We start from the raw sequence: 26,577 nt of genomic DNA on the forward strand, positions 1-26,577 counted from the left end.
ACACCGGAGACTGCACATGATTTCTACCAAAACACTTGCGGCCGCCCTGCTGGCCGCGTCGATGGCCGGCACCGGCTGGGCGGCGGTGACCGCCGACGAAGCCGCCAGGCTGAAGGCCGAACTGACGCCGCTGGGCGCCGAAAAGGCCGGCAACAAGGACGGCAGCATTCCCGCCTGGAGCGGCGGTTACACCAAGGTGCCGGCGGGCTACAAGAGCGGTCAGCCGCGACCCGATCCGTTCGCCGACGAGAAGCCGCTGTTTACGGTGACCGCGGCCAATATGGCGCAGTACGCCGACAGGCTGGACGAAGGTCAGCAGTACCTGCTGAAGAAGTACCCGGACTACCGGATCAACGTCTATCCGACCCACCGCAGCGCCGCCGCACCGCAGTGGGTGTATGACGAAACGTTCAAGAACGCCACCCGCGCGAAGCTGGACGGCGATTCGGTCACCGATGCCTATGGCGGCATTCCGTTCCCGCTGCCCAAGACCGGCGCCGAGCTGCTGTGGAATCACTCGCTGCGCGTGCGCTCGCAGGGCTACCGGCAGGCTTTCCGCACCTACACCGTGGATACCAACGGCACGGCTTCGCTGGCGAGCGGCGCGCTGAACGAAGTGACGATTCCCTACTACACCAAGGGCCTGTCGCCGGAAAATCTGAAGAGCAACGGCGGTGCCTACTACCAGAACCTGCAGTCGGTGGAGTCGCCGTCTATCCGTGCCGGCGAGATGCTCATGTACTACGACCAGCTCGATAACACCCGGCCGGCCTGGCAGTACCTGGTGGGCCAGCGCCGGGTGCGTCGTGCGCCGACCATCTGCTGCGATACGCCGAACTTCGTGGCGTCCGGCGTCGACTTCTTCGACCAGGTGTTCGTGTGGTTCGGTCCGGCCACCAACTACGACTGGAAGATCGCCGGCAAGAAGGAGCTGATCATCCCGTACAACAACAACCGTCTGGTGGCGGCCAAGCCGGAGGACGCGATGGCCAAGCACTTCGTGAATCCGGATCTGGTGCGCTGGGAGGTTCACCGCGTGTGGGTGCTCGAAGGAACGGTGCGCGCCGGCAAGCGCGACGTGCGCCCGAAGCGCCGGCTCTACCTCGACGAGGACACCTACATCGCCGCCATCGGCAACACCTGGGACGCGCAGGGCGCGCTGTGGCACACCAGCTACGGCTTTCCCTGGGTCCAGTACGAGATTCCGGCCGTGGGTCAGGAAACCTACACCACGCTGGACCTGATCAAGGGCACCTACTCCTACACCACGATGAGCGATCAGCAGAACCAGATCCAGGTGATCGATCCGCTGCCGCCGAGCTACTACACACCGGAATCGCTGTCGCGTCGCGGGGTGCGGTGATCCGGTCGGTTCAGGCCCTGCCGGACGGCGGGGCCGCAACCGGACCGATCAACTGAGTGTGTATTCGGGAGTGCAGCATGAGCAGCAATGAAAATTCCGTACTGATCGTCGGCGCCGGGCCGACCGGACTGATCCTGGCGCATGAGCTGATGCGTCGCAACGTGCCGGTGCGGCTGATCGAGAAGCGCAAGGGGCCGTCGCACACCACGCGGGCGATGACGGTGCATGCGCGGTCGATGGAAATGTTCGAACACATGGGCATCGCCCACCGGCTGGAAGAGGTCTGCCTGCAGTGCCCGGGCAACATCTACCACTTTCCGCATCTGGCGGAGGACGCGCAGCCGCGTACCGACTACCGGGTGCTGCCGACCCGGTTCGCCTTCTACTACAAGATCAACCAGAACGATTTCGAGCAGGTTCTGCGCGAGCACCTGTTCTCGCAGTACAGCCTGAAGCCGGAGTACCGCACCGAACTGGTCGGCCTCACGCAGGACGGCCCGCAGGTCGAGGCCCGCATCGCGCTGCCGGACGGATCGACCGAAACGCGTCGCCATCCGTGGGTGGTCGGCTGCGACGGCGTGCGCAGCTTCGTGCGCGGCGCCGCGGGCATCGATTTTCCGGGCGAGGAAGTGGCCGCCATGGCGATGATGGATGTCGAACTGAGCAATGTGACCTTCGACGATCGCTGGATGAACTACTTCTTCGACAAGTCGCTGTTCATGAACTGCACCAAGCTGCCCGGACGCTGCTGGCGCATCTACATGAGCGAACCGAGCGGCGCCTTCGTGCATGCCGACAATCCGCGCGAGGCCTTCCAGACGGTGGCCGACAGGCTGGGCATCGGCATGCGGATCGGCGAACCGGAGTGGGCGACCGCCTGGGCGATCCGCAACAACATTGCCGACCGCTACCGTAACGGCCGCATGCTCATCTGCGGCGACGCTTCGCACGTGCATTCGCCGTCGGGTGGTCAGGGCATGAACGGCTGCATGCAGGACGCCTTCAACCTCGGCTGGAAGCTTGCGGCGGTGTTCAAGGGGCAGGCCTCCGAGAGCGTGCTGGACAGTTATGAACGCGAGCGCAAGCCGATAGGCGAACAGATCACCGAAGGCGCGATGTCCACCCACGAAATCGTGATGGGATTCGGCATCGAACCGGAGGAGCGCTATCACTACACGCAGGAAGAGGGCTGGGAGGCGCGCACGATCGCGCTGGTGTCCGGCCTGTCGCACAACTACCGCGACGTGTCGGTCGTGCCGCAGCTGCTGCACGCGGTTGCGGGCCCCCGTGCGGGCGAGCGTGCACCCGATGCGCTGCTGGTGCGCGAGCCGCAGAAGCGCCTGTACGACGTGTTCAGGCATCCACGCTTCACGCTGCTGGTGGTGCCCGGTGCGGACGGTGAATCCCATCTGGCCATCGGACGCAGGCTGCGTGACGAGCTGGACCGCCGCTACCCGGGCCAGGTACTGGCCTGCCTGATTCCCGGGGCGGCCGAGCAGGTGGCCGAACATCCGGACCCGGACCGGGCGACCAAGGCGACGGCCCTGTCCGCGGGGCGGGGCGACGAGCTCGGCTTCGACTTCGATCACCGGGTTGCTGATGAAACCGGCGAAATCCGCGCGCGCTACGGCATTGGCGCCGAAGGCCGTCTGGTGCTGGTGCGCCCCGATCTCTATGTCGGCATGAGCTGCGTGCCGGAAGAAGGGGCCGCCATCCTCGGCTATCTCGAACAGTGGTTCCGTCCGGCGCAATGAGTGCCGTCATCCACCGCCACGCGCCGAGCCTGCGGGAGGGGTCATGAAGGTTCTGGACGTGCTCGTGAGGAAGGACCTTCTCATCGACCAGCTCGATGCGGCGACCGGCTTCTACACCCGCCTGCTCGATGCGCCGGTCGGCCTGGACCTGAACCTGCTGGACGGGCAGCTGCGCATCGTGGGCATCGGCAGGATGCTGCTGGTGGCCTGCCATCCGCGCATCCGCCCGTCGATTCCTGCCGCCGGCGCCGCCTATCTGGTCAGTGGCATCGACGCCTTCCACTCGACCCTGAGCGCGCTGGGCTGCCGCGTGGTCGTACCGCTGAGCGAGGTCGTCACCGGCAGGGCCATGGTGATCGAGCACCCGGACGGACTGGTGGTCGAGTACGTCGAACATCGCCCGCGCGATGCGGCATCCGGCCCTGGAGAACATCAATGAAAAATCTTTCGTATTCGCTTGCGCTGAAGCGCGGCGCGCTGCTGCTGGCCTCGCTGGGTGCGATGGCCGGTGTGGCTGCAGCCATCCAGGGGACATCGCCGGAGGCGCTCGATCCGCTGGACCCGCTGGCACGCAAGGCCGCGATGGTGCCCAGTGCGCCGGCGTCGGTCCTGATTGCCGCGACACGGGTCGGGGAGCGGGTTTTCGTCGCAGGCGAGAACGGCATCCTGCTGTTCAGCGACGACGGCGGCGCGCGCTGGCAGCAGGCGTCGGTGCCGGTCAGCGTGACGCTGACCGCGGTGCACTTCGCGAATGCGCAGAAGGGATGGGCGGTCGGTCACAGCGGCGTGGTGCTGGCGACTGCCGACGCCGGCCGGACCTGGGTTCGCCAGCTCGATGGACGCCAGATCGGCGATCTGCCGCAGGAGGCATCGGCGGCCGACGCCGAATCTTCACCGGCGCCGAATCCGGGCGACCCGCTGCTGGATGTGCTGTTCCTCGACGAGAACGAAGGTTTCGCGCTTGGCGCATTCGGCCTGCTGCTGCACACCGCCGACGGCGGCGCGCACTGGACGCGTGCGTCCTCGCGTCTGCCCAACCCCGACGGCAATCATCTGTACGGCATCCGGCTGATCGGTGACCGTCTGTACGTGGTCGGTGAGCGCGGAGCCGTGTTCGCGTCGAACGACCGTGGTGCCCGGTTCGAGGCGCTGAAGACACCGTATGACGGCAGCTACTTCGGTGTCGTGGGCAACCCGCAGGGCCAACTCGTGGTGTTCGGTCTGCAGGGGCGTGCATTCGCATCGGCCGACCATGGCAGGACCTGGGCCGACGTCAGCGGCGGTGCGGACAGTGCCTGGACCGGCGCGACCACGCTGGCGGATGGCCGCATGGTGATGGTCGGTCAGGCGGGTGAGGTGCGCATGCAGGCCGGCGTGTCCGACCGCGTCGACCTGCTGCAGGGCAAGCAGCCCCCGCTGTCGGCTGTCGTGGCGCTCGACCCGCAGCGGCTCGTCACTGTCGGGCCGCGCGGCGTGCGCGTGATTCAACTGGCTTCGGCCGCAAACAGGAGTGAACAACCGTGATGCCGACGCCGAATCAGGATGCGGCCGCCTTCGCGGCGGCAGGGCGCGACGGCTTCGATGCGCAGTCCGGCAGCCGGGCCGAGCGCCTGTTCTTCAATAACCGGCTGCTGGTGATCGCGCTGTGCGCGCTGGCCACGCTGCTGCTGGGCTATCAGGCCACGCGGCTGCAGCTGTCGGCCAGTTTCGAGCGCATGCTGCCGACCGATCATCCGTACGTGCAGAACCTGCGCACCTACGAAAAGCAGCTGGCCGGCTCCGGCAACGTGCTGCGCATCGTGGTCGCCACCGAAGGCGACAGCATTCTCGATCCGGCCTACATGGACACGCTGCGCCGGATCAACGACGAGGTCTATCTGCTGCCGGGCGTCGATCGCGCCTACATGAAGTCGCTCTACATGTCGGCGGTGCGCTGGGTGGCGGTGACCGACCAGGGGCTGGATGGCGGCCCGGTCATGCCCGACAGCTTCGACGGTTCGCCGGAAAAGCTGGCGGAACTGCGCGGCAACATCGAGCGGTCCGGTCAGATCGGCCAGCTGGTGGCGTCCGACTTCCGGTCCAGCGTGCTGCAGGTGCCGCTGCTCGATCGCGACTTCAACAGCGGCCGTCCGCTGGACTACCAGGCACTGAACGCGAAACTCGAGGAACTGCGCGCGAAGTACGCCTCGGACACGGTGCGCATCCACGTCACCGGCTTTGCCAAGGTGGCGGGCGACCTGATCGAGGGCCTGCAGCAGATTCTGGTGTTCTTCGCGACCGCCATCGCCATCTGCAGCGCGGTGCTGTACGGCTACACCCGCTGCGTGCGCAGCACCGGGCTGGTGATGGCCTGTTCGCTGGTGGCGGTGGTGTGGCTGCTCGGCCTGCTGCCGCTGCTCGGTTTCGAGCTGAACCCGTACTCGATCCTGGTGCCCTTCCTGGTGTTCGCCATCGGCATGAGCCACGGCGCGCAGAAGATGAACGGCATCATGCAGGACATCGGCCGCGGTGCGCCGAAGTGGGTGGCGGCCCGCCTCACTTTCCGCCGGCTCTTTCTCGCCGGCCTGACCGCGCTGCTGGCGGACGCGGTGGGTTTCGCGGTGCTGATGATCATCCGCATTCCGGTCATCCAGGATCTGGCGCTGGCGGCCAGCCTCGGTGTGGCGGTGCTCATCTTCACCAATCTGGTGCTGTTGCCGGTGCTGCTGTCCTATACCGGCGTGAGCCCGGCTGCCGCAGCGCGCAGCCTGCGTGCGGAGCAGGCCGGCGTCGATGGCGGCAAGCATCCGTTCTGGGCTTTTCTCGACCTGTTCACCCAGCGCCGCTGGGCCATCGGTGCGGTGGCGGTGGCCACCGTGCTGGGCGTGGCCGGTTTCGTCGCCAGCCTGAACCTGAAGATCGGTGATCTCGATCCGGGCGCGCCGGAGCTGCGTGCCGACTCGCGCTACAACCTCGACAACGCCTACGTGATCGGTCACTACGCCGCGAGCAGCGACGTCTATACGGTGATGATTCCGACGCCGAAGGAAAGCTGCTCGAAGTACGGCACGCTGCTGCGGGTGAACGAACTGGAGTCGCGCCTGCGTGCGCTACCCGGCGTCGAATCCACGGTGTCCTTCGTCGGTACCGCGAAGAGCGGCATGGTGGGCTTCGCCGAAGGCAATCCGAAGTGGTACGAGCTGTCGCGCGACCAGGCCAGCATCAATTCGGTCACCCAGTACGCCCCGCGCGAAACGCTGGACGCGCAGTGCAGCTTCCTCACCATCCAGACCTTCCTGAAGGACCACAAGGCCGACACGCTGGATGCGGTGTCTTCGGTGGTCGACGCCTTCGGCGCCGAATACAACGGACCGGACGCGCAGTTCCTGTCGGCCGCCGGCAACGCCGGCATCGAAGCGGCGACCAATATCGTCGTGCGTCAGGCCAATCGAGAAATGCTGGCGCTGGTGTACGCCGCGGTGGTGGTGCTGTGCTTCATCACCTTCCGTTCATGGCGCGCGGTGCTGTGTGCAGTGCTGCCGCTGGTGCTTACCTCGGTGCTGTGCGAGGCACTGATGGTGGGGCTGGGCATGGGCGTCAAGGTGGCGACGCTGCCGGTGGTGGCGCTGGGCGTGGGCATCGGCGTGGATTACGCGCTGTACGTGCTGAGCGTGACGCTGGCCAATCTGAAGGCCGGGCGCACCCTGTCCGAGGCCTACTACGGCGCCCTGCTGTTCACCGGCAAGGTGGTGGTGCTGACCGGCGTCACGCTGGGCATCGCGGTCGCCACCTGGGCCTTCTCGCCGATCAAGTTCCAGGGCGACATGGGCATCCTGCTCGCCTTCATGTTCGTCTGGAACATGCTGGGCGCACTCATCCTGCTGCCCGCCCTCGCCTACTTCCTGCTGCGCCGCGACGTGCAGCAGGATGTCGCACGCAAGCCGGCTGCGGTCGAGCACAGCCTCGCCGCCTGAACCGGCGATCTCACATAAAGGAGGAGCACACCATGAGTCTTCAGAACTGGACCCCGAGCGACATCGATCTGGACCGCGCGCGCGCGATCGCCACCGAGCGCCGCGCCGCCAACAAGGTGAAGATGCTGCATCACCACGCCTTCCGCTGCCGCAACGCGGACGAGACGCGTGCCTTCTATGAGGGCGTGCTGGGTTTCCCGCTGGTGGCCTGCTGTATCGAACCCATCGATCCGCTGACCAACGAGCCCAAGCCCTACATGCACCTCTACTTCGAACTGGCCGACGGCAGTGCGCTGGCCTTCTTCGACTATCCGGCGCACTTCACGGCCGCCGATTTCCCGGAGGTCGACCAGTTCGGCCATCACATCGCGATGGAAGTGAGCGGCGGCCACGAAACCATCGATGGCTACAAGAAGAAGCTCCAGGCGGCCGGCATCGACGTGCTGGAGATCGACCATGGCTACTGCCGCTCGATCTACTTCTACGATCCGAACGGCATGCGGGTCGAGTTCGCCACCAACGTGACGGTGACCGAGCGCTTCTTCGCCGACAAGTACCAGTCGGTCGATGCCGACATGGCGAAGTGGAAGGAAATCCGTGCGCAGCACTTCGGCGAGGCGGTGAAGGCCTGAGCGGCCGGAAGGGTGGATGACATGACGCACGATAGTCCGCGCCCTGCCTTCCTGCGCCACGATTGCGTGTCGGAAGACGGCTGCCGCATCGCCTGGTGGTCGGCCGGAAATCCGGACGGGTGTCCGGTTGTGCTGCTGCATGGCTTCGCGCTGGACCACACGGTGTGGGCCCCGCTCTACGCGCAGCGCGCACTGATGGAGCGCTGCCATCTGGTGATGCCGGATCTGCGCGGTCACGGCGGGTCGGACCGCATGCCGACACCGGCCCACTACATCTCGGGCGATGCCTGGGCCGCCGACCTCGATGCGGTGATCCGCGCCGCCGGTCTGGCGCGACCCACCGTGGTGGCCTGGTCTTTTGGCGGGCGAAGCGTGCTCGATTACGTGCGCCGTTACGGCGCCGACCGGCTGCAGGGCATCCAGTTCGTGGCGGCGGCCAGTCTGGCGCATTTCGCTTCGGCCGGCCCGGACCACGTCATTCTCGATGCGCTGTGCGCGGAGGACGGCGCCGCGGTGGCGGATGCGACCGGACGCTTCATCGGCGACGTGCTGGGCGTGCCGCGCGACAGCGCCGACTTCGCCGCGCTGACCGCGGTGGCGGCACGCTGTCCGGTCGAACACCGCCGCTGGATGCGCCAGCGCGGGCTGGATTACGACGCGCTGATCGCCGGTCTCGATCTGCCGCTGATGTGGGTGAATGGCGAGCACGACGGCATCGTGCTGCCGTCGCGCGCCGAGGTGTTCCGCGAACGGCTGCCGGATGCCCGCATCTCGATTCACGCCGGCGCCCGCCATGCGCCCTTCCGCGACGACCCGGCGCGCTTCGCGCGCGAGCTGGTCGACTTCATCACCGATCCGCCGCCCTGCCGCCGCACAGCCATTGCGCTGGCCGGATCGCACTGACAACACCGAGGCCGCACACGACGGCCCGATCAAACAGGAGACTCACCATGTACCCGCTACCCGAAGGCTGTTTCGCTCCGCGCAACCAGTGGTATATCGCCGCCTGGGCCGACGAGGTCAGGCGCGAGCCGATGGAGCGCTGGATACTCAACGAACCGGTCGCTTTCTATCGCACCGAAGACGGCCGCGCGGTCGCGCTCGAAGGCCGTTGTCCGCACCGCCACTTCCCGCTCGGCAAGAGCCGGCTGGTGGGCGACAACATCGAATGCATGTATCACGGCATCACCTTCTCGCCCAAGGGCGACTGCGTGCGCATCCCGTCGCAGGGCATGGTGCCGGCCAGCTGCAAGGTGAAGGCCTATCCGCTGGTCGAGCGCTGGAAGTGGCTGTGGATCTGGATGGGCGATCCGGCGCTGGCCGACGAATCGCTGATTCCGGATCACCACGAGATCGGTCTGACCGACCCGGCCTTCACGGTCGAGTCCGGCACCTATCACGCAGTGCCCGGCCGCTACATGCTGATGCACGACAACCTGTTCGACCTCACCCACCTCGGCTTCCTGCATCAGACCAGCATCGGTGCCGGCGACTACAGCGTGGTCGACGAGCAGCGGGACAACGGCGACAACTGGATCAGCAGCCAGCGCGAGTTCCCGAACATCCAGTGCCCGCCGCTCTATGCGCAGGTGTTCGGTTACGAGGGCAAGGTCGACCGCGCTTTCGGCATGAAACTCTTCCTGCCTTCGCTGCATGCCGGCTACGACTTCCTGTTCAAGTCCAGGACCGACAGCGACGACCCGGGTGCCGTGCTTGGCAAGGTGCGCGTCTATCACGCGATCACGCCCGCCACGAAGAACACCGCCCACTACTTCTTCGCCTACGGCCGCACTTTCAAGCAGGACGACGACGCTTTCGGCAAGGCCATGCTGGCCAGCTTCAATGCGGTAATCGAGGAGGACATGCTGGCCACCCGCGAGATCGAGGCCATGCTCACCACGCTGGGCACGACGCCGCCGGAGGTGCTGCTGAAGGCCGATGCCACCTGCGTGCGCGGACGGCGGCTGTTTGAAAGTCTCATCCGCAAGGAACAGGCGGTCTGATGGCTACGGTCCAGACGCTGCAGGTGCGCGTCGCGCGTCGCGAAGCCGAGGCCGAGGGCATCGCCCGCTTCGAGCTGGTCAGTGCGGACGGCGCACCACTGCCCGCCTTCACCGCGGGTTCCCATATCGATGTGCTGCTGGGCGACGGTTTGACCCGGCAGTACTCGCTGTGCGGACATCCGGCCGATCGCAGCCGCTACCAGCTGGGCGTGCTGCTTGACCCGGCGTCACGCGGTGGCTCGCGTGCGATGCACGCGCTGGCAGAGGGCGCCACGCTTGCGATCAGCGCGCCGCGCAACCACTTCGAACTGGCGGCCGATGCGCGCCACCATCTGCTGCTGGCCGGCGGCATCGGCGTCACGCCGCTGCTGTGCATGGCGGAGCAGCTGGCGGCCGACGGCGCCGAGTTCACGCTGCACTACTGCACCCGCTCGCTGGCCCGCACCGCATTTCGGGGCCGTCTAGCGAACGCCGAATGGGCCGGGCGCGTGAGCCTCCACCACGATGACGGCGACGCATCCCAGTCCATCGACATGAAGGGCGTGCTGGCGACCCCCGAGCCGGGCACGCATCTCTACGTATGCGGCCCCAGGGGTTTCATGGACGCCGTGCTGGCGACCGCGCGCGCGCAGGGCTGGCCGGAAGACCGCATCCACTACGAGTTCTTCGGGGCGACCGTGGTGACGACGGACGCCGACGCCGACTTCGACGTGAAGCTGGCCCGCTCCGGCCGTGTCATTCCGGTGCGGCGCGAACAGACGGTGGCGCAGGCGCTTGCCGCGGCTGGCGTCGATCTGCCGGTGTCCTGCGAGCAGGGGGTGTGCGGCACCTGCCTGACACGCGTCATTGACGGCACGCCGGACCACCGCGACATGTACATGACGCCGGCCGAACAGGCGAAGAACGACTGTTTCACGCCCTGCTGTTCGCGCTCACTGAGCCCGCTGCTGGTGATCGACCTTTGATGCCGGACACCATGATTCCCGACCCGTTGCAGGCACACGCCGCACCCGAACTGACGCCGGCGCAGGTGTTCGCGCTCTATCCGCCGCACGGCGACACGCTGGCGTCGCTGCTGGCTTCGCGCGCAGCGGCGATACCCGATGCCGAGGCGCTGCTTTTCCAGTCGCGCAGCTGGACCTACCGCCAGCTGCAGGACGGCGCAGATGCGCTGGCGGCCGTGCTGGCCGCGCAGGGCATCCGTGCCGGCGACCCGGTCGCGCACGTGGCGCCGAACAGCGATCTGGCCGTGCTGCTCTTCCTCGCGCTCGCCCGCATCGGCGCGCTGTTCGTGCCGCTGAATCCGGCACTCACCGATGACGAACTGCATTACCAGCTGCAGCACTCGCAGGCGGTGGCGGCTTTTGCGCCGCACAGCCTGTGCGAACGCGTGGCGCAGATCGTCGCGCGCTGCAGCTGTGCTGCCCGGGTGGGCGCGCTCGAAGCTTTGGGTTACGACGCCGCCGATGCCGCCGCGGCGCTTGCCTGCATCGAGGCGCAGCGGCCTCAGGACGCGCCCGCACTGGCGCAGCCCGGGCCCGACGACCCGGTGGTGGTGATCTACACCTCGGGCACCACCGGCTTTCCGAAAGGTGTGGTGCACAGCCAGCGCACGGTCGTGTGGTCGGCCGAAGTGTTCGTCGGCCGGCTGCGGCTGCAGCCGCGCGAGCGCATGCTGACGGTGTTCCCGCTGTTCCACGTCAACGCGCTGTTCTATTCCTTCGCCGGTGCGCTGGCCTGCGGCGGCACCTTCATCACCGCGGCGAAATTCAGCGCGTCGACCTTCTGGCAGACCGCGGTCGACACCGGTGCCACCCAGCTCAACATTCTGGCGGCGCTGGGCACCATCCTCGGCCTGCGGCCGCGTTCCGAATTCAATCCGGCGCACCGCATCCGCAAGATCTACGGCGGTCCGATCAGCGTCGACATGTTCCGGCTGTTCCAGCAGGAATTCAGCGTGCCGCTGCTGATCGAGGGCTACGGCATGTCGGAGATTCCGTCCACCTGCAGCAACCCCTACGAAGGGCCGCACAAGCCCGGAAGCATCGGCCGTGCCGGTGTGCATCCGCGCTTCGACGGCGCGTTTGCACAGCTGCGCGTGGTCGATGATGACGGCCGCGACGTCGCGGTGGGCGAGGCCGGTGAATTGCTGGTGCAGACACCGACCCTGTTCGTTGCCTACCTGAACGATGCGCAGCAGACCGCCGAGGCGTTCCGCGACGGCTGGTTCGCCACCGGTGATCTGGTGCGCATGGACGCCGACGGCTATTTCTATTTCGTTGCGCGCAAGAAGGACATCATCCGCAAGCGTGGCGAAAACATATCCGGCGCCGAACTGGACGCCGCGCTCGGCCGTCATCCGGACCTGGCCGAAGCGGCCACCCTCGCGGTGCCGTCCGAACTGGGCGAGGACGACATTCTTGCCGTGCTGGTGGCGCGCGACGGCATGGCGCCGACGCACGAGGCGGTGATCGACTGGTGCCGCGCACACATGGCGGCGATCAAGGTGCCGCGCTATCTGGTGTTCGCAGACGCGCTGCCCAAGACACCCACGCAGCGGGTCGCCAAGCATCTGCTGAAGAAGGACGCCGCGCTGATCGCCCGCGCCCGCGACATGGAGGTCGCACCGTGATGATCCGCAGCGACGACAGGCGTCGGAGCGCCGTCGCCCGGCCGCCCGAAGGTGGCGCGCCTCCTCCCTCGGGGAGGGTGTCGCGCAGCGACGGGAGGGCCCGGAGCGCCACCGCCCGGCCGCCCGAAGGCGGCGCGCCTCCTCCCTCGGGGAGGGTGTCGCGCAGCGACGGGAGGGCCCAATGACCACCCCCCGTACCCTGTTCGACAAGCTGTGGTCGCGCCATGTGGTGTCCGAGCGCGATGACGCGGCGCTGCTCTACGTCGATCGCCATCTGGTCTATGAGGTGACCAGTCCTCAGGCCTTCGAAGGATTGAGGCTGGCCGGCCGGCAGCCCTGGCGGCGTGACACCGTGCTGGCGACCGCCGACCACAATGTGCCCACCACCTCGCACCGTGAGGTGATCCGTGATCCGCTGTCCCGCCAGCAGGTGGACCAGCTCACGCGCAACTGCGATGAGTTCGGCATCACGCTGTTTCCGCTCGGCGACCGGCGGCAGGGCATCATCCATGTGGTCGGGCCGGAACAGGGCGCCACGCTGCCCGGCATGACGGTGGTGGCCGGCGATTCGCACACCAGCACGCACGGCGCCTTCGCGGCGCTGGCCTTCGGCGTCGGCACATCCGAGGTCGAGCATGTGCTGGCCACCCAGTGCATGTGGGTGGACCGCATGCGCACGCTTTACATCGAGCTGCGCGGCGCGCTGCCGCACGGCGTGACGGCCAAGGACGTCGTGCTCGCGGTGATCGCGCGGCTGGGCGCATCCGGTGGCACCGGCTGCGCCATCGAGTTCGGTGGCGACGCGGTGCGTGCGCTGTCGATGGAGGCGCGCATGACCCTGTGCAATATGGCGATCGAGGCCGGCGCGCGGGTCGCCCTGGTGGCGGTCGATGAGACCACGCTGGCCTATCTCGAGGGCCGCCCCCAGGCACCGCGCGGTGCCCGGTGGGACGCTGCCTGCCGTTACTGGCGCACGCTGGTGAGCGACCCCGGGGCGGCGCACGACGCCAGCCTTGCGATCGACGTATCGACACTGCGGCCGATGGTGAGCTGGGGCACGTCACCGGCGCAGACCGTGGCGGTCGACGACCGGGTGCCCGATCCGGCCGGCGAATCCGATCCGGTGCGCCGCGTGCAGATGCAGCGCGCGCTCGACTACATGGCGCTGCAGCCGGGTACGCCGATCACCGCCATCCGGCCCGACCGCATCTTCATCGGTTCCTGCACCAACGCGCGCATCGAGGATCTGCGGGCCGCGGCGGCCGTGCTGCGCGGGCGCCGTGTCGCGCCCACCGTACGCCAGGCGCTGGTGGTGCCCGGTTCTGGTCTGGTCAAGGCACAGGCGGAAGCGGAAGGGCTGGACCGCCTGTTCATCGACGCCGGTTTCGAGTGGCGCGAACCCGGCTGTTCGATGTGCCTGGGCATGAACGACGACAGCCTGCAGCCGGGCGAGCGTTGCGCATCGACCTCGAACCGCAATTTCGAAGGCCGTCAGGGTGCCGGTGGACGCACCCATCTGGTCAGTCCGGCAATGGCCGCAGCGGCCGCGCTGGCCGGGCATTTCACCGACATCAGCGAGGGCTGACATGGATGCCTTCACCGTGCTCGACGGTCTGGTCGTGCCGCTGGACCGGGCCGATGTCGATACCGACGCGCTCATCCCGAAGCAGTTCATGAAGTCGATCGCGCGCACCGGCTTCGGCGACAACCTGTTCGACAGCTGGCGCTATCTCGATCCGGGTGAACCGGGCAAACCGCGGTCCGAACGTCGGCTGAATCCGGACTTCGTGCTGAACCAGCCGCGCTACCGGGGCGCGCAGATACTGCTCGGGCGTGACAACTTCGGCTGTGGTTCAAGCCGCGAACATGCGCTGTGGGCGCTGGTGGATTACGGCATCCGCGTCATCGTCGCGCCGGGCTTCGCCGACATCTTCTTCAACAACTGCTTCAAGAACGGCGTGCTGCCGGTGCGCCTGCCGGCCGACGAGGTCGACGCGCTGTTCGCGGCAGTGGACGCGATCGAGGGATACCGGATGACGGTCGATCTGCACGCGCAGCGCATCGCGCTGCCGGACGGCCGATTGCTCGCGTTCGACATCGACCCCTTCCGTCGCGACTGCCTGCTCAACGGCCTGGACGACATCGCGCTCACATTGCAGCAGGCCGACGACATCCGCCGCTACGAGGCCGGCCGCCGCGACCTGGAGCCCTGGCTGTTCGCGGGCGGCTGAACATTCCGCTGTCCTCGTACCGGCCATCCCCTCCGTGCCCCGACTGACCCCGGGGTGGCCGGTGATTTTAATGGAGCGCCGCGTGCGCTCCATTTTTTTGCGCAAGCTCCGTGCGTCAGATGTCCGCGGCTCCGGCAGGCCCGGCCAGCTCGATGAACTGCAGCTTTGCCAGCTGCGCATACAGCCCGCCACGCGCCATCAGTTCGGCATGGGTGCCGGATTCCACCGCGTGGCCGTGGTCGAGCACGACGATGCGGTCGGCGCGCTGCACGGTCGACAGCCGGTGCGCCACCACCAGCGTGGTACGACTGGCCATCAGCGGTTCCAGCGCGGCTTGCACCATGCGTTCGCTTTCGGCGTCGAGTGCCGAGGTGGCTTCGTCCAGCAGCAGGATGGGCCGGTCGGCCAGGATGGCGCGCGCGATGGCGATGCGCTGGCGCTGGCCGCCCGAGAGGCGCACGCCGCGCTCGCCCAGCGGGCTGTCGTAGCCGCCGGGCAGGTCACCGATGAAGGCGTCGGCGAAGGCTGCTGCGCAGGCGGCCCGCACTTCGTCGTCGCTCGCGTCCGGTCGTGCGTAACGCACGTTGTCAGCCACGCTGGCGGCGAAGATGACCGCTTCCTGCGGCACCAGCGCGATACGCGCCCGCAGTGCCGCCGGGTCGGTACGGCTGAGCGGTACGCCGTCGATCTCGATGCTGCCGGACTGCGGATCGTAGAAGCGCAGCAGCAGCTGGAACAGCGTGGATTTGCCGGCGCCCGAAGGGCCGACCAGCGCCACCGTTTCGCCGGCACGCACGTTGAGGTCGAAGCGGTCCAGTGCCGGGCTGTCGGGGCGGCTGGGGTAGCAGAAGCGCACGCTGCGGAAGGCGATGTCGCCGCGCGCAGGCGAGGGCATCGGCAAGGGGGCGACCGGGGCGGCGATCGCCGGCCGGGTGTCCAGCAGTTCGATCAGCCGCTCGGTGGCTCCCGCCGCGCGCTGCAGTTCGCCCCACACCTCGGCCAGCGCGCCGACCGAACTGGCGACGATGGCGGCATAGAACACGAAGGCCGACAGTTCGCCGGCCGACAGCCGGCCGTCCAGCACGTCGTGGCCGCCCACCCACAGGATGAGGGCGACCGAGCCGAACACCAGCAGGATGACCATCACGATCATCACTGCGGTATGCCGGTAGCGGCGCACGCCGGTGGCGAAGCTGCGTTCGACCAGTTCCGCGAAGTGGCTGCGGTCCGCGTCCTCGTGATTGTTGGCCTGCACGATGCGGATGGCGTGCACCGTCTCGTCGACATGGGTACCCAGGTCCGCCACCCGTGCCTGCCGCTCGCGTGACAGGCCGCGTACGCGACGACCGAACAGCACAATGGGGGCCACCACCAGCGGCACGCCGGCCAGCACCAGCAGCGTGAGCCGGCCACTGGTCAGCGCCAGCATGACCAGCCCACCGATCAGCAGCAGCGTGTTGCGCAGCGCGATCGACAGCGTTGCCCCGACCGTGTTCTCGATCTGTGCGGTGTCGTTGGTCAGCCTTGAAATGACGTCGCCGGTGCGCCCGGCCTCGAAGAAGGACGGCGGCAGCGACAGCAGGTGGGCATATACCTTCGTCCTCAGGTCGGCCGCCACCCGCTCGCCCAGCCAGGACACGTTGTAGAAGCGCAGCCAGGTGGCGGCGGCCAGCAGCAGCACCAGACCCAGCGTGGCGGCCAGCGCGCGGTCCAGCCACTGCGGATCGGCGGCGGCAAAGCCGCGATCGATCACGGTGCGCAGGCCCTGGCCGAGCGCCAGCGCGGAGGCCGCGGCCAGCATCAGGCCGAGCGCAGCGAGCAGCAGTCGGCCGCGATGCGGGCGGATCAGCGACCACATCACCTGCCTTATCCGCTTCAGGTCAGGCCGGGCAGCCTCGATTCTCGATTCAGTCACGCAAACTCATCCTTTTTCAGGTATATTCGCGCCCCTACCCAAGTGCGCGGGTGGCGAAATTGGTAGACGCGCTGTCTTGAGGGGGCAGTGCCGCAAGGCGTGAGAGTTCGAGTCTCTCTCCGCGCACCATCTTAAGCCTTTGATGTTCCTAAGGCTTTGATCCCTTAAAGGTTTTCGGAAGTCGTCCGGGAAGTTAGCTGGGAAGACCAGCTATGATTTCGGGATGAAGTCTGACATGCCTAAGCCGACTATTGAGCGGCACGGCGCGAGTTATCGCGTCACCATCACTATCCCCAAAGCTGTTCAGCACGCTTTCGATAAGGCGGTCCTACGCACGTCGATCCGAACAACGGACCGCGCTGTGGCGGAGTCGTTCGCCTATCGCTTCGCTGCGGAATGTGCCGACAAGTTCATCCGCATTCGGGACGGTCTGCCTCTGGAAGACGCTGGGCAGGAACTGCCGGAGGACTCCGCTCGCTACTTCGCGCGGGAGTGGGTGCGCCGGTGGGTCGAGAATGACGAGACCGCCCGCATCCTGGGTGACTGTCTCCATGCCCCGACAGAGGAGGGCGCGGAGGCAGCCGAAGCAGCCCTTATGCGGCTCTGTGAGGAGAACGACGAGAGCCTCCGCAGGGCGCTGGTGCTTGGCGAACTGGACCCGCCGATGGTCCGACGTGCCGCGCAGGCAGCGGAGGAGCTTGGCTTGCCTATCCCGCAGGGCTCCTATGTCTTTCGAGTATTCGCCATCAGCCTTGCCGAACAGTGGCGCAACGGCCTGCGCATCGTTCTGAAGCGTGCGGGTGGTCTGCCGGCAAAGACGCCCAGCGCGGAGCCTCCGCCCCGTAAGAGCCTGGGCGCCATCGTCGATGAGTTCCTGACCCGGCAGGCGCTGCTCAAGGCGGATAGCTCAATGCTCGGCAAGTACCGCTCCATCCTCCCGGAGATGGTCGAGTACATCGGGGACAAGCCGTGCAACGAGGTCAGGCAGAACGATCTGTTGTCCTTCTCGGATGACCTGTGCCGCATGCCGACCACGTGGAAGGCGCAGCGCGCTAAGGGGTACTCCATGCGCGAGCTGGCAGAGCTTCCACACGCGGCCCGCATCTCTAAGGCGACCTTCGATAGAAGCTATGTGGCGGTGGTCGGGGCCTTCCTGAACTACGCAAAGAGCCGCTACGGGGACGATGGCTTTCCCCAGCATCTGAGCACGGAGGCGATGGAGTACATCGGAGACCGCGCAGAGCCCGAAGAACGCCAGCGCGCACTGACAGCGCAGGAACTGGTGCGGCTCTTTGAGGGGGCGGAGATGCACGCCTTTGCAGCCGATCCGGACAAGGCGCATCAATACTGGCTGCCACTGGTGGGCCTCTACACGGGAGCCCGTGTGCGGGAGGTCTGCCAGTTGAACCCGCAGACCGACATCCGCGAGGAGGAAGGCGTCTGGTTCTTCGACATCACGGAGGAAAGTGAGGCGGCGGAGGGCGTCACCAAGAGCACCAAGACGGCTTCCTCCCGGCGGCGCGTGGTTATCCACTCCCGGCTGCTGGCGCTAGGCTTCTTGGACTACGTGGAGGCGATGAAGGCTAAAGGCGCCCGCCTGCTCTTTCCGCAGTGGAAGCCCAAGGATGGCGATGCAGCCGGCCACGCGGCGGAGTGGTTCCGCCAGTTCATCCGCGAGATCGGCCTCCGGGACGAGACACCGGGCGCCATGGTTACCGGGTTCCACGCCTTCCGGCACACGATGCTCACCCGTGCGAAGCACCTCCGCATTGATGAGCGGCACCTGATAACAGGTCATGCGGATGGCAAGGTCGGGCGTGCGCAGGGCGGCTATGAGCGGGACGGAATGCCGCTTCCTGATTTGCAGGCCCTGATTGAGCGGGTGACGTTCGATGTGTCTCCGCCCGCTCCTAAGCGGCCATAGGGCACGGTGAGGGCGCCCGCCTAGGGATGAACCAGACGGGCGCCTTTCGTTGATTCTGGAGGCCTACGCGGCGCGCAGGAAGCACGGAATGCAGGCGGGGACATTGCCTGCCCCGTCTATCGGTTCCATGAAGGTGAAGCCGACGGCCTCCAGAATGTCCCGCCGCACCTCATCGCCCGCAGGCACCGCGCCGAAGAGGACCGCGTGGCGAGGGAGGAGGACGGCGCGCGTCCATTCCTTCAGGTGCGCGATGAGTGCCGCCTTCACGGCCCCCGCTGCGCCGGTCAGTTCGACCCACGGGGCGCCGTTGCTGTCCTTCATGGGGATGCACCCGACCAGTGCCACGGGGCGCCCTGAGCGATCCTCAATCATGGCCGGTGCTGGGGAGCACTGCACGGCTGCCCTGAGTGCAGCGGCGCGTGATCCGTTCGGGTCAGTGTGGGCGTCTGCGAAGCCTTCCGCGTCGGCCGTGGTTGCGGGTCGGATGCGCAGTGCATCTTGTGTTTGCGGTGTCATGGTCAGAGTCCCTTCGTCTTTCGGGTGCGGTCCCAGTCCTTCCACGCCTTAACCGCTTCTGTACTGGGGGTGTCCTTGGTCTGCTTGGCGTACTCGGCCCCTACTCCCGCGATCTGGAGGCCGGTCCCTACAAGGCTCGGCCGGTTGATCGAGCGGATGCGCGAGGTGTTCTCCAGGCGGGCCGCTTCGCCGCCGTACTGGGCCGCCTTGAGGGTGTTCTGCCGGTTGCTCTCGATGATGGCGATGTCGTTGCTACGGAGCATCTGGGTTTCGCTCTCGGCGCGCGTCTGGGAGACACCGCCTAGACCCGACTCGGCGCCCACTGCGCGCACCCGTGCGAGTTCTGCGCGGGCCTCACGGGCACGCTCGGAGACCTCATCAGTGGCGTTCTCGTTGATCTGCCGGTACCGGTCCTCCAGTTGGCGCATCTGGAGGGCATAGCCTTCCTCAATGCCGGCCTGCTGCTGGTCCGCCATGGCGTTTTGCTGCACGTACCCATATAGGGCTGCTGATGTGTTGATGAGTGCTAGAGCTGTCGGGACGTCACACATGGGTGGTGTCTCCTTTCGTTAGAGGCGGTGGGCGGAGTTCGGGGCGACATCAGGACCGCGGTCCTCGCTCCCTGTCGTAAGTACGGAGAAGGTTTCCCAGCAGCGAGTGGCGCGCACCCTCGCTTGGAGCTGTCGGAATGCCATGCGACCACATGAACCGTTCAAGGCCCTCCGCAGTAGCGTCCTTCGCGTAATCCCTGAAGAGTTCCGGCGGAGGTAGTCCTGCGCTCTCCTTGCGTGCTTTCGGTGCCTCTGAGTTCTTCGGGGCGGCTCCGCCTTCGGCCTTCTTGGGTGTGTTAGTGCGCGCATCGGGGTCTTCCGGCAGGAACTGCTTGACCAGCTTCTGGGCGGCCTCGATCTCCTGACCCGGCTTGATCTCGCCGGAGGCGATGCCTTGGGTGTAGGCCAGCTCGGCCTCCAGCTTGGCGGCGCGTGATAGCTGGGCCAGCTCGGGGTTGTTGTCGATAGAGGCGGCGTCGAAGGTGTCGAGTAGAGAAGCTATGACGCGCTCGCCCTGTCGTACCAGCGGAGAGTTGAACCGCTTGTTGAGGGCGTTCCCGCCACCCGCTGCGGTGGCCGCGTCCCGGCGCTTGTCGGCCTGGAGCTTGTCCCACTGGGTCAGGAGGGTGCGGCGCTGCTGGGCGTTGATCTTTCGTTCTCCCGTGGCCCGCATGACATCCATCGGGCCGATCTGGCCCTTGGTGATGGCTATCATCATCTGCGCCTCAGCCTCCATCTGCTCGGGGGTGGCCTCCCGCTTAACGCGGGTTTCTACGATGCGCTGGAATTTGTCGATGTCGGAGGCGCGTTGGATTACCCCGCGCTTGATGAGCTGGGAGAACTGCTCCCGCATCTCATCCGCGTCCTCGATCAGTAGGACCCTGCCCACCTCCTGCTCCTGCATCTCGTCGCGGTCCTTCTGGAGCTTCTCGTCCATGGTCTTCCGCGCGGTCAGGTAGCGGGTCACTGCGGCCTGCTCGGCTGCGTCGATCTTGCCCTTCCACTCCGGGATGAAGTACATGCCAGGCGTGCCGTCCGGGCGGTCCTTCTTGATGGCCTCATAGACCTGCGGGTGGCCCGCGTCGCCGTACTTCTTGATGGCCTCAAACAGGAGCGCGTTGAACCGCTCGCCATTCACTCCCATCTTCTTCAGGGACAGCCGCAGCGCCCCCACAGACGCCTCGTCCAGCTCGTTGCCGCTCTCCACCATGGCGCCTACGTGGCGGTCCAGGATGTAGAGGGCGTTGGACTCCAGGCGCTCGGTGACGCGGGAGGACTCGGCCTGCCCGTGCTCCGCGCGGAGCTTCGCAACGTGCTCCGAGAGGGTCTTGTCGTAGTGCGCCCGGAACTGCGGGTCCATGCCGCTGACGCGCTCGCCGTACTGCTTCGCCAGCCAGTCGTCGAAGTTGTCCGCTTCGGGGTCGAAGGAGGTCCGGTAGGCGTCCGCGATGGCCGCTCCGTCTTGGTCTCCCTTGACGGTCATGTCCATCGCCATGTACCCGCCCGTGAAGTCGATGCCCTGGTCGTCTCCCAGGTTCTCCCCCATCAGGCGCGCTGCACGGCCGGCCTCGGCGTCCCGGCGCTGCTGCTCCGCCATGAACTTGCCGAGCCCCTTGTCGAACGACGCCAGCCCATCAAGGAGCCCTTCCAGTTCCCCGCGAGAGGGACTTGCGAGGGCGCCTATGTCGGTCGGGTTGGCGACCACTTGGGTCGAGTAGCTGTCCCGCGTGCGGCCTCCTGGGGTGACCACCTCACGGGCGCGTATCTGCCTGCGCTCTGCCATCAGGCCTTACCTCCGCTTGCGTAGGCACGCACTTCCGTAACGCTGTCCGGAGGCGCGATGTGCCTTGCATACCACTCCTCATATGCAGCCAGGAGCTGCTCTTTGCGCTCGGCCTCGGTCTGTGCAGCAGTCGGCGCTGCCGCTTGGGTGTTCGTCATCTGCTCAGAGCTTTCGCTGAGGCGGGTCATGTCTTCACACATGTGCGGTGTGTCCTTTCGTTAGAGGCGGTGGGGGTTCCACTCCGAAACAGCGCCCGGAGGACCCGGCGCGAAACTCGAATCCGCTTTGATCGGAGTAAAGGTGGAGGTCGAAGAACGTCTGAGAGGGCCGCTGAGGCGATCCAATAGGCTCGTAGGATGAACGCCATGTAAAGACCCGCGTTGAGGGCTTCACGGCGTTCCTAAGCAGCCGGAGGAGCACCCTTCCGGCATGCATTCCTGTGGGGTTGTAGAGAGTGAAGAAGCGGGGTGAAGAGGACATCTTTCAAGGGCTCCTGTGAGGTGTGCGGGAGCGCTCAAGATGCCCATCTGAAGGGGGTACGTATATGCGCGGGATGGCGGATATACGGCTGTTTCGTGCTACCGTGGAATGCGCTCGTCTTCAATAACACTTCCACCGACGCAAGGCTTCCGTACATGGAAGTGTTTGGAGGTGCTAGGCGGCTCCGGCAACGGCTGCACGCCTCCGTGCTTCCTGCTTCGCCAGCGCATCCGCCCTCTCGTTTGCCGGGTTGCCTGCATGGCCCTTCACCCAGACCCACCGCACCCGGTGTCGGGCTGCCGCCAGCTCCAGGCGCTCCCATAGGTCCGCGTTCTTCACGGGCTGTCCTGCGGCGGTCTTCCATCCGCGCGCCTTCCAGTCCGGGAGCCATGCGGTGATTCCGTTTCGGACATAAATGGAGTCCGTGCAGAGGGTCACCGGGAGGGGGCGCCTGAGATGTTCCAGCGCGTTGATGGCTGCCAGCAGCTCCATTCGGTTTGAGGTGGCCGCGTCTTCACCGCCTGTCAGTTCCCTGCGTTTCTTCCCTCGGCAGATGACCACGGCCCAGCCGCCCGGCCCTGGGTTGCCAATGCAGGAGCCGTCCGTATGGATCGTTACTCGGTCCTTCTCGGGGAAGGTGTCTGGAGGGGGTAAGGGCGGCACAGGGCCTGCCGTGCTGGTGGCATTGCTGGTCATCGTTGAGGTTCCTTGACGGGCTGGTGGTGGGTGCTTCTGGGGCGATGCCGGCGGGATACGGACTGGGCCATGTTTCCAGTTTCCGGCCCTATAAAAACAAGACTTGGAAACGGGGATGAATCCCCCCGGTTCTCCTATAGGTACTCTTAAAGACTCAGGGAGGAGCCCTTAAGCGGCGCTGCGCGCCTGAGACCACGGTTATGGATGTCTGTGTAACAGGTGTCATGTGTATGGCTCTGCCCTGGGGCGTCCGTAGCCCTCCTTCATCGCTCATGCGACGCATGAGTCTGAAGAGTCCCCTACGGGATGGCAGTAGGCGCGCCTGGGACGGGAGGCGGCACAGCCTTTGCACTGCTGCCGAAGCAGGCGGCCCACTCCTCGGAGGTGGTCAGCTTCAGCGCGATGGCGCGGTCCTTCTTCTTACTCAGTGCGCCTGCCGTCATCCCTAGCTTCTTCGCCAGTTCGCCCTGGGTTCTGTAGGCACCCGTCCTCGCCTCCATGATGATTGAGGCCAGGTCCTCGCCTGGGGCGTCGTGCCCCCACCTTGCGCCGCCCTCGCTGTCTGAGTCGGTCAGCCAGGCTGTCCGGTCTTGAGCGTGCGCGCCTCGCTTACGCCTGAACTTGGGCCATGACATGTCCATGCCCAGGGCGCCAGGCGGGATGGCCCGTGTAGTCGGCTGGAGGTGAATCAAGGTCTCAAATGTCATCGCCAGTTTGGAGGAACCCCGGTACGTGGTGGCGTTCTTCCCTGTGTGATGGACCAGGATGCACGCGGTGCCTGCCTGCTTGATCCGCTTGAGGAACTTTGCAACGCCGTTGAAGGCGCTCGCTGAATTCTCGTCGGGGCACTCAAACAGGGTGCTGAAGTTGTCTAAGATCAGGACATCAATGTTCCCGTCCCGCACCATGTCCAACACAGCCGCTTGTCCTGCGGGCTTGTCCATGTCTGGGAATGCGGTGTCCGCGTGCTGTGCCTGTTGAACGAGGAACCGGAGGTTCTCCCGCACCGCCTCAGCGTCACAGTCCTGAATACTGGGAAGCAGCATGGAGGCGCGCTCATGGATGTCCGCGAGCGGCATCTCTCCATCCACCAGCAGGACGCGGCGCGGTGCCGGCGCGTTCCATCCAAGGAGGCTCCCTCCGCCCGCGATGGTGAGAGCGAGGGCCAGCGTGAATATGCTCTTGCCGGCTCCCGTGGGGGCGTAGATGAGCGAGCTGTCCCCCTCCAGCATCCACGGCGCTAGGAGGAACTCACGGGGCGCCGGTGGAGTTGCGAGGAGTTCTCCCAGGGTCTGCACAACGAGGGGCGGCCCACTGCCTGCCGTGCTGGTGGCATTGCTGGTCATCGTTGAGGTTCCTTTCGTGATGTCGGGGCGGCCCTCTGCCGCTCCCCCTCAGAGTCGGGGTTTATCCCGCATGCACGCACGCAGACTCCGGGAGGGCGCCCGCGTCGATCTGCATGTCACACCACACCGCGAACCGGACATCCAGCCAGCGGGCGAAGAAGACGGCCAGCTTGGGGTGCGCCCAGGTTCCTACGTTGGCCCCTTTTCCCCCACAGCGGGCCTGCTTCAGTATCTCCAGCGGAATCCCTGTAGTTACCACCATGGCGTCGAGATATTCCGCAGTCTCTTGGAGGCGCCAGAAGTCGGAGAGGACCTTCCCGAAGTGCTTGGCCGCCTTGGTCATGTTGAAGTAGCCGTCTTCGCGGAAGGTGAAGGCAGCGCCGTTGTGTTCGCGGGTGATGAGTGAGTTCATGGCGGCTCTGAGGGGAGCCATACAGATAAGAGAACGCGCGCAGAGGGACTTTCCCTGCCCCCATCTCCCCTAGAGTCGGGGTCTATCGCCTAGCCTGGGCGAACACCTGAACACCTTCACGGGCTGTCTCGCGGCCCGCAGAGGGGACCATTGCAGTGCCCCGGATTCGCTCTAGAGCTGAACTCGTTCAGCCTGTATCCAGCGCGGTCATTCCGGGACGATGAGCACACCCCAACCCGGAGTCCCTTCGATGGCTGCTTCTTTGTCCCTTCAAGCGATCCTTCTACTCCTCGGTACCGGAGCGGTGTCGGGCGCGCTCGCGCTAGCCGTGCTCCTTCTCCTTGGGAGACACGCGCGGGGACGGCTGCTGCGCTTGGCTGTTCTGCTGGTCCGCCGATGAGCCGTTCCTATGCGCCCAGCCGGTCCAGCAGATTGCGCACGCTGGACTTGTGCCACGTCGCACCGCGAGGAGTCCTCATGCCGCGACCGTTGAGGGCATCCGCGAGGCTCCCCAGTGAGGAGACCCCCTCAGCGCGCAGCGCATCCACCACTGGACGTAGTGCTTCCGCGTGCTGGTCGGCAGCCTGCTTTGCTGCGGCTACCCCCGCCCCATTGCCCTTGCCCGCCCGCTTCAGGGCCGCTGCGCCGTTCGGGTTGCCCAGCCTTTGGCCTCTCGCTTTGGCCGCTTGGAGGGCCTCACGGGTGCGCTGGCTGATGGCTTCGCGCTCCTTCCGGGCGACCATGGCGAGGATGCCCACGGTGAAGGTGTCGGCGTGCGGCATGTCTGCTGCGATGAACTGGACCCCGCTTTCTTGTAGAGCGGTCAGGAATGCTGCGCTCCGGCTGAGTCGGTCCAGTTTCGCGATGACCAGCGTTGCCCCGGTCACCTTTGTCAGATGCAGGGCGCGTAGTAGCTCCGGGCGGTCGTTCTTCTTGCCGCTCTCTACCTCGGTCACCATTTCCAGGATGTCGGCGCCGTGCTGGGCCGCATAGGCTTCCACGGCTGCACGCTGGGCCTCAAGACCCAACCCGGACTGTCCCTGCTTACTGGTGCTCACCCGGATGTATCCGACGATCTTCATGCGATGCCCTCCAGGGGTACAAAGTTACGTAACGGTCGTTACTTGGATTTGTACCATTGTCGGGGAGGGTTCACAAGTGGAGGTGTCAGTACATGTGGCGGACTTTTGGCGTGAGCGCCGGCCGCTGGAGGACAGGAGGCGCAACGTCTTTGAGTCCGTGCAGCTCGGTGCGGTGGGGAGGCTGATTGATTGGACCGGAGAGTCGCCACGGCGAGGGCACCCGGAGGGGGGGATCAGCTAGAAGGGGTGGGAGGGGAGGTGCTTCAGATTTTTCCTGGGAAAAGTCGCAACGGGTCGTCTGAAACAGCTTCCTTGAGAGAAGCCGCGACTAGTATCGGCGTTCCTTCAAAACTCATGCCTTTATCCTATGCATTCGCTTGGCAAGTTATTCGGCGCGGTATTCATCTCCACGCTTCTCATCCCGGCGCCTTCGGAGGCGGCTTCTGTGACGGTGAGCACCGGCCAGGTATTGGACATCCGATACACGCTCCCCGGTGGGCCCTACTCGCCCGACTATACGAGGGACACCGCATGGCTGCAGCTCACAGACGCCGTTACGGGTGCTACGGGTGGCTTAGTAGCATCGCTGTATGCCGATGCCGTCCTCATCGGAAGCGATATGGCCAGTCCTGAGAATATGTTTATCTGGACGGCCCTAGGAAGCTTGAATACGAACGATGGTGCCTCATACGTCGATATGTCTCCCATCGTTGGAAGTGTCACGGCCGGGCGCGTGGTCGTGCGCTCGATAACAGGTGACGCCTGGACATTCGATGACCAGTCCGTCTATCTGAACTTTGGCGAGGCGCTCTTCAAGTTCCTGCGCGACGACGGCGGCGTCCGATATGCAGTGACCGTGGAGGCATTACCTGTCCCTGAACCTGCACAGGGGATGCTCTGGGCCATCGGCGTCATCACTGCGGCAGGGCTGGCGGCTCGCCGTCTCCGCAGGTCCGGGAACATGGTCGGGGGTCGATCCTGCTAAAGTGCAGGGAGGCCGATCCGTTGGGAAGCTTTCGCGGATTGGCTGGGAAGGCGACCGCCCGGAAACCCAAGCGGGGCGCGGTTTGAGGGATGTTCTCCCACGAGTTCGAGTCTCTCTCCGCGCACCACACCTTCCGTACCGTTCAAGGTACCGCCTCACCGGGCTCTCCGGTGCGGGCAATCCGGGCTCCCCGGTTCAGAAATCCACATTTCATCCGTTGTCGTCTCTTTGCGGCCGCGTGCAGCATGCCCTGTCCGGCGTCCTGCGCTTTGTTACTATGCGCGTCGCAATTCCCAGCCACTCTATCAACCAACGACTT

The 26,577-nt window shown here is 66.1% G+C and carries 22 protein-coding genes and 1 tRNA gene; 15 read left to right on the forward strand and 8 right to left on the reverse strand.

What is annotated here, in order from left to right; translation table 11 throughout:
- Positions 1–16 precede the first annotated feature (16 nt).
- The 12 genes from METUNV2_RS0100790 (at position 17) to leuD (ending at position 14,568) form a co-directional block, all read left to right on the forward strand.
- Entirely contained in the window at positions 17–1,363 is a 1,347-nt protein-coding gene (locus tag METUNV2_RS0100790) for a DUF1329 domain-containing protein (RefSeq protein WP_018227613.1), read from the forward strand.
- A gap of 77 nt (positions 1,364–1,440) precedes the next feature.
- On the forward strand, positions 1,441–3,117 hold the full coding sequence (locus tag METUNV2_RS0100795; protein WP_018227614.1) for an FAD-dependent monooxygenase: 1,677 nt from the start codon (positions 1,441–1,443) through the stop codon (positions 3,115–3,117).
- A gap of 64 nt (positions 3,118–3,181) precedes the next feature.
- Positions 3,182–3,556 (forward strand): VOC family protein, encoded by a 375-nt coding sequence (locus METUNV2_RS0100800; RefSeq protein WP_232415577.1) that lies wholly within the window; start codon positions 3,182–3,184, stop codon positions 3,554–3,556.
- Positions 3,553–4,641 carry a WD40/YVTN/BNR-like repeat-containing protein gene (locus METUNV2_RS0100805; protein ID WP_018227616.1) on the forward strand — a complete coding sequence of 363 codons (1,089 nt, stop codon included), beginning with the start codon at positions 3,553–3,555 and terminating at the stop codon, positions 4,639–4,641. The genes METUNV2_RS0100800 and METUNV2_RS0100805 overlap by 4 nt, the downstream gene beginning before the upstream one ends.
- Entirely contained in the window at positions 4,641–7,070 is a 2,430-nt protein-coding gene (locus METUNV2_RS0100810; RefSeq protein ID WP_018227617.1) for an efflux RND transporter permease subunit, read from the forward strand. The genes METUNV2_RS0100805 and METUNV2_RS0100810 overlap by 1 nt, the downstream gene beginning before the upstream one ends.
- Positions 7,071–7,102: 32 nt before the next feature.
- On the forward strand, positions 7,103–7,702 hold the full coding sequence (locus METUNV2_RS0100815; RefSeq protein ID WP_018227618.1) for a VOC family protein: 600 nt from the start codon (positions 7,103–7,105) through the stop codon (positions 7,700–7,702).
- A gap of 21 nt (positions 7,703–7,723) precedes the next feature.
- On the forward strand, positions 7,724–8,605 hold the full coding sequence (locus METUNV2_RS0100820) for an alpha/beta fold hydrolase (RefSeq protein ID WP_018227619.1): 882 nt from the start codon (positions 7,724–7,726) through the stop codon (positions 8,603–8,605).
- 47 nt (positions 8,606–8,652) lie between these two features.
- Positions 8,653–9,705: an aromatic ring-hydroxylating dioxygenase subunit alpha gene (locus tag METUNV2_RS0100825; protein WP_018227620.1), complete on the forward strand. Its 1,053-nt coding sequence runs from the start codon at positions 8,653–8,655 to the stop codon at positions 9,703–9,705.
- Positions 9,705–10,670 carry a PDR/VanB family oxidoreductase gene (locus tag METUNV2_RS0100830; protein WP_018227621.1) on the forward strand — a complete coding sequence of 322 codons (966 nt, stop codon included), beginning with the start codon at positions 9,705–9,707 and terminating at the stop codon, positions 10,668–10,670. The genes METUNV2_RS0100825 and METUNV2_RS0100830 overlap by 1 nt, the downstream gene beginning before the upstream one ends.
- Positions 10,670–12,337, forward strand: a complete 1,668-nt coding sequence (locus tag METUNV2_RS0100835; RefSeq protein ID WP_018227622.1) for an AMP-binding protein — start codon at positions 10,670–10,672, stop codon at positions 12,335–12,337. The genes METUNV2_RS0100830 and METUNV2_RS0100835 overlap by 1 nt, the downstream gene beginning before the upstream one ends.
- A gap of 181 nt (positions 12,338–12,518) precedes the next feature.
- Positions 12,519–13,922, forward strand: coding sequence for a 3-isopropylmalate dehydratase large subunit (gene leuC, locus METUNV2_RS0100840; RefSeq protein ID WP_018227623.1), 1,404 nt, complete (start codon positions 12,519–12,521; stop codon positions 13,920–13,922).
- 1 nt (position 13,923) lies between these two features.
- The gene (leuD, locus tag METUNV2_RS0100845; protein ID WP_018227624.1) at positions 13,924–14,568 is read left to right on the forward strand and encodes a 3-isopropylmalate dehydratase small subunit; all 645 of its coding nucleotides are present in this window, start codon (positions 13,924–13,926) and stop codon (positions 14,566–14,568) included.
- Between the two features lie 115 nt (positions 14,569–14,683).
- Here leuD and METUNV2_RS0100850 read toward each other — a convergent pair whose 3' ends face one another.
- Positions 14,684–16,426 (reverse strand): ABC transporter transmembrane domain-containing protein, encoded by a 1,743-nt coding sequence (locus METUNV2_RS0100850; protein WP_018227625.1) that lies wholly within the window; start codon positions 16,424–16,426, stop codon positions 14,684–14,686.
- A 101-nt stretch (positions 16,427–16,527) separates the two neighbouring features.
- On the opposite strand from METUNV2_RS0100850, the gene METUNV2_RS0100855 reads away from it, so the two are divergent.
- Together METUNV2_RS0100855 and METUNV2_RS18755 are read left to right on the forward strand one after the other, a co-directional pair.
- Positions 16,528–16,612: transfer RNA gene (locus METUNV2_RS0100855), tRNA-Leu, on the forward strand.
- A gap of 94 nt (positions 16,613–16,706) precedes the next feature.
- Positions 16,707–18,407, forward strand: a complete 1,701-nt coding sequence (locus METUNV2_RS18755) for a site-specific integrase (protein WP_051081855.1) — start codon at positions 16,707–16,709, stop codon at positions 18,405–18,407.
- 63 nt (positions 18,408–18,470) lie between these two features.
- Here the strand turns inward: METUNV2_RS18755 and METUNV2_RS0100865 are convergent, their stop codons facing one another.
- From METUNV2_RS0100865 to METUNV2_RS0100900, 7 genes are all read right to left on the reverse strand, one after another.
- On the reverse strand, positions 18,471–18,728 hold the full coding sequence (locus tag METUNV2_RS0100865; protein ID WP_026187759.1) for a hypothetical protein: 258 nt from the start codon (positions 18,726–18,728) through the stop codon (positions 18,471–18,473).
- Positions 18,729–18,925: 197 nt separating this feature from the next.
- Positions 18,926–19,474, reverse strand: a complete 549-nt coding sequence (locus METUNV2_RS0100870; protein WP_018227628.1) for a virion core protein, T7 gp14 family — start codon at positions 19,472–19,474, stop codon at positions 18,926–18,928.
- Positions 19,475–19,523: 49 nt separating this feature from the next.
- Positions 19,524–21,257 carry a hypothetical protein gene (locus METUNV2_RS0100875; RefSeq protein WP_018227629.1) on the reverse strand — a complete coding sequence of 578 codons (1,734 nt, stop codon included), beginning with the start codon at positions 21,255–21,257 and terminating at the stop codon, positions 19,524–19,526.
- A 654-nt stretch (positions 21,258–21,911) separates the two neighbouring features.
- Positions 21,912–22,433, reverse strand: a complete 522-nt coding sequence (rnhA, locus tag METUNV2_RS0100885) for a ribonuclease HI (RefSeq protein WP_081618489.1) — start codon at positions 22,431–22,433, stop codon at positions 21,912–21,914.
- A gap of 299 nt (positions 22,434–22,732) precedes the next feature.
- A complete protein-coding gene (locus tag METUNV2_RS0100890) occupies positions 22,733–23,779 on the reverse strand; it encodes an AAA family ATPase (RefSeq protein ID WP_018227632.1) in 1,047 nt (348 codons plus the stop codon).
- Between the two features lie 61 nt (positions 23,780–23,840).
- Positions 23,841–24,191, reverse strand: a complete 351-nt coding sequence (locus tag METUNV2_RS18760) for a KilA-N domain-containing protein (RefSeq protein ID WP_018227633.1) — start codon at positions 24,189–24,191, stop codon at positions 23,841–23,843.
- Positions 24,192–24,598: 407 nt separating this feature from the next.
- Entirely contained in the window at positions 24,599–25,273 is a 675-nt protein-coding gene (locus METUNV2_RS0100900) for a recombinase family protein (protein ID WP_018227634.1), read from the reverse strand.
- A gap of 367 nt (positions 25,274–25,640) precedes the next feature.
- On the opposite strand from METUNV2_RS0100900, the gene METUNV2_RS18765 reads away from it, so the two are divergent.
- Positions 25,641–26,258: a hypothetical protein gene (locus tag METUNV2_RS18765; protein WP_018227635.1), complete on the forward strand. Its 618-nt coding sequence runs from the start codon at positions 25,641–25,643 to the stop codon at positions 26,256–26,258.
- The last annotated feature ends 319 nt before the right edge of the window (positions 26,259–26,577 follow it).

This window comes from Methyloversatilis universalis EHg5 (genome assembly GCF_000378945.1).
In the GTDB taxonomy this organism is placed as follows: Bacteria; Pseudomonadota; Gammaproteobacteria; order Burkholderiales; family Rhodocyclaceae; genus Methyloversatilis; species Methyloversatilis universalis_A.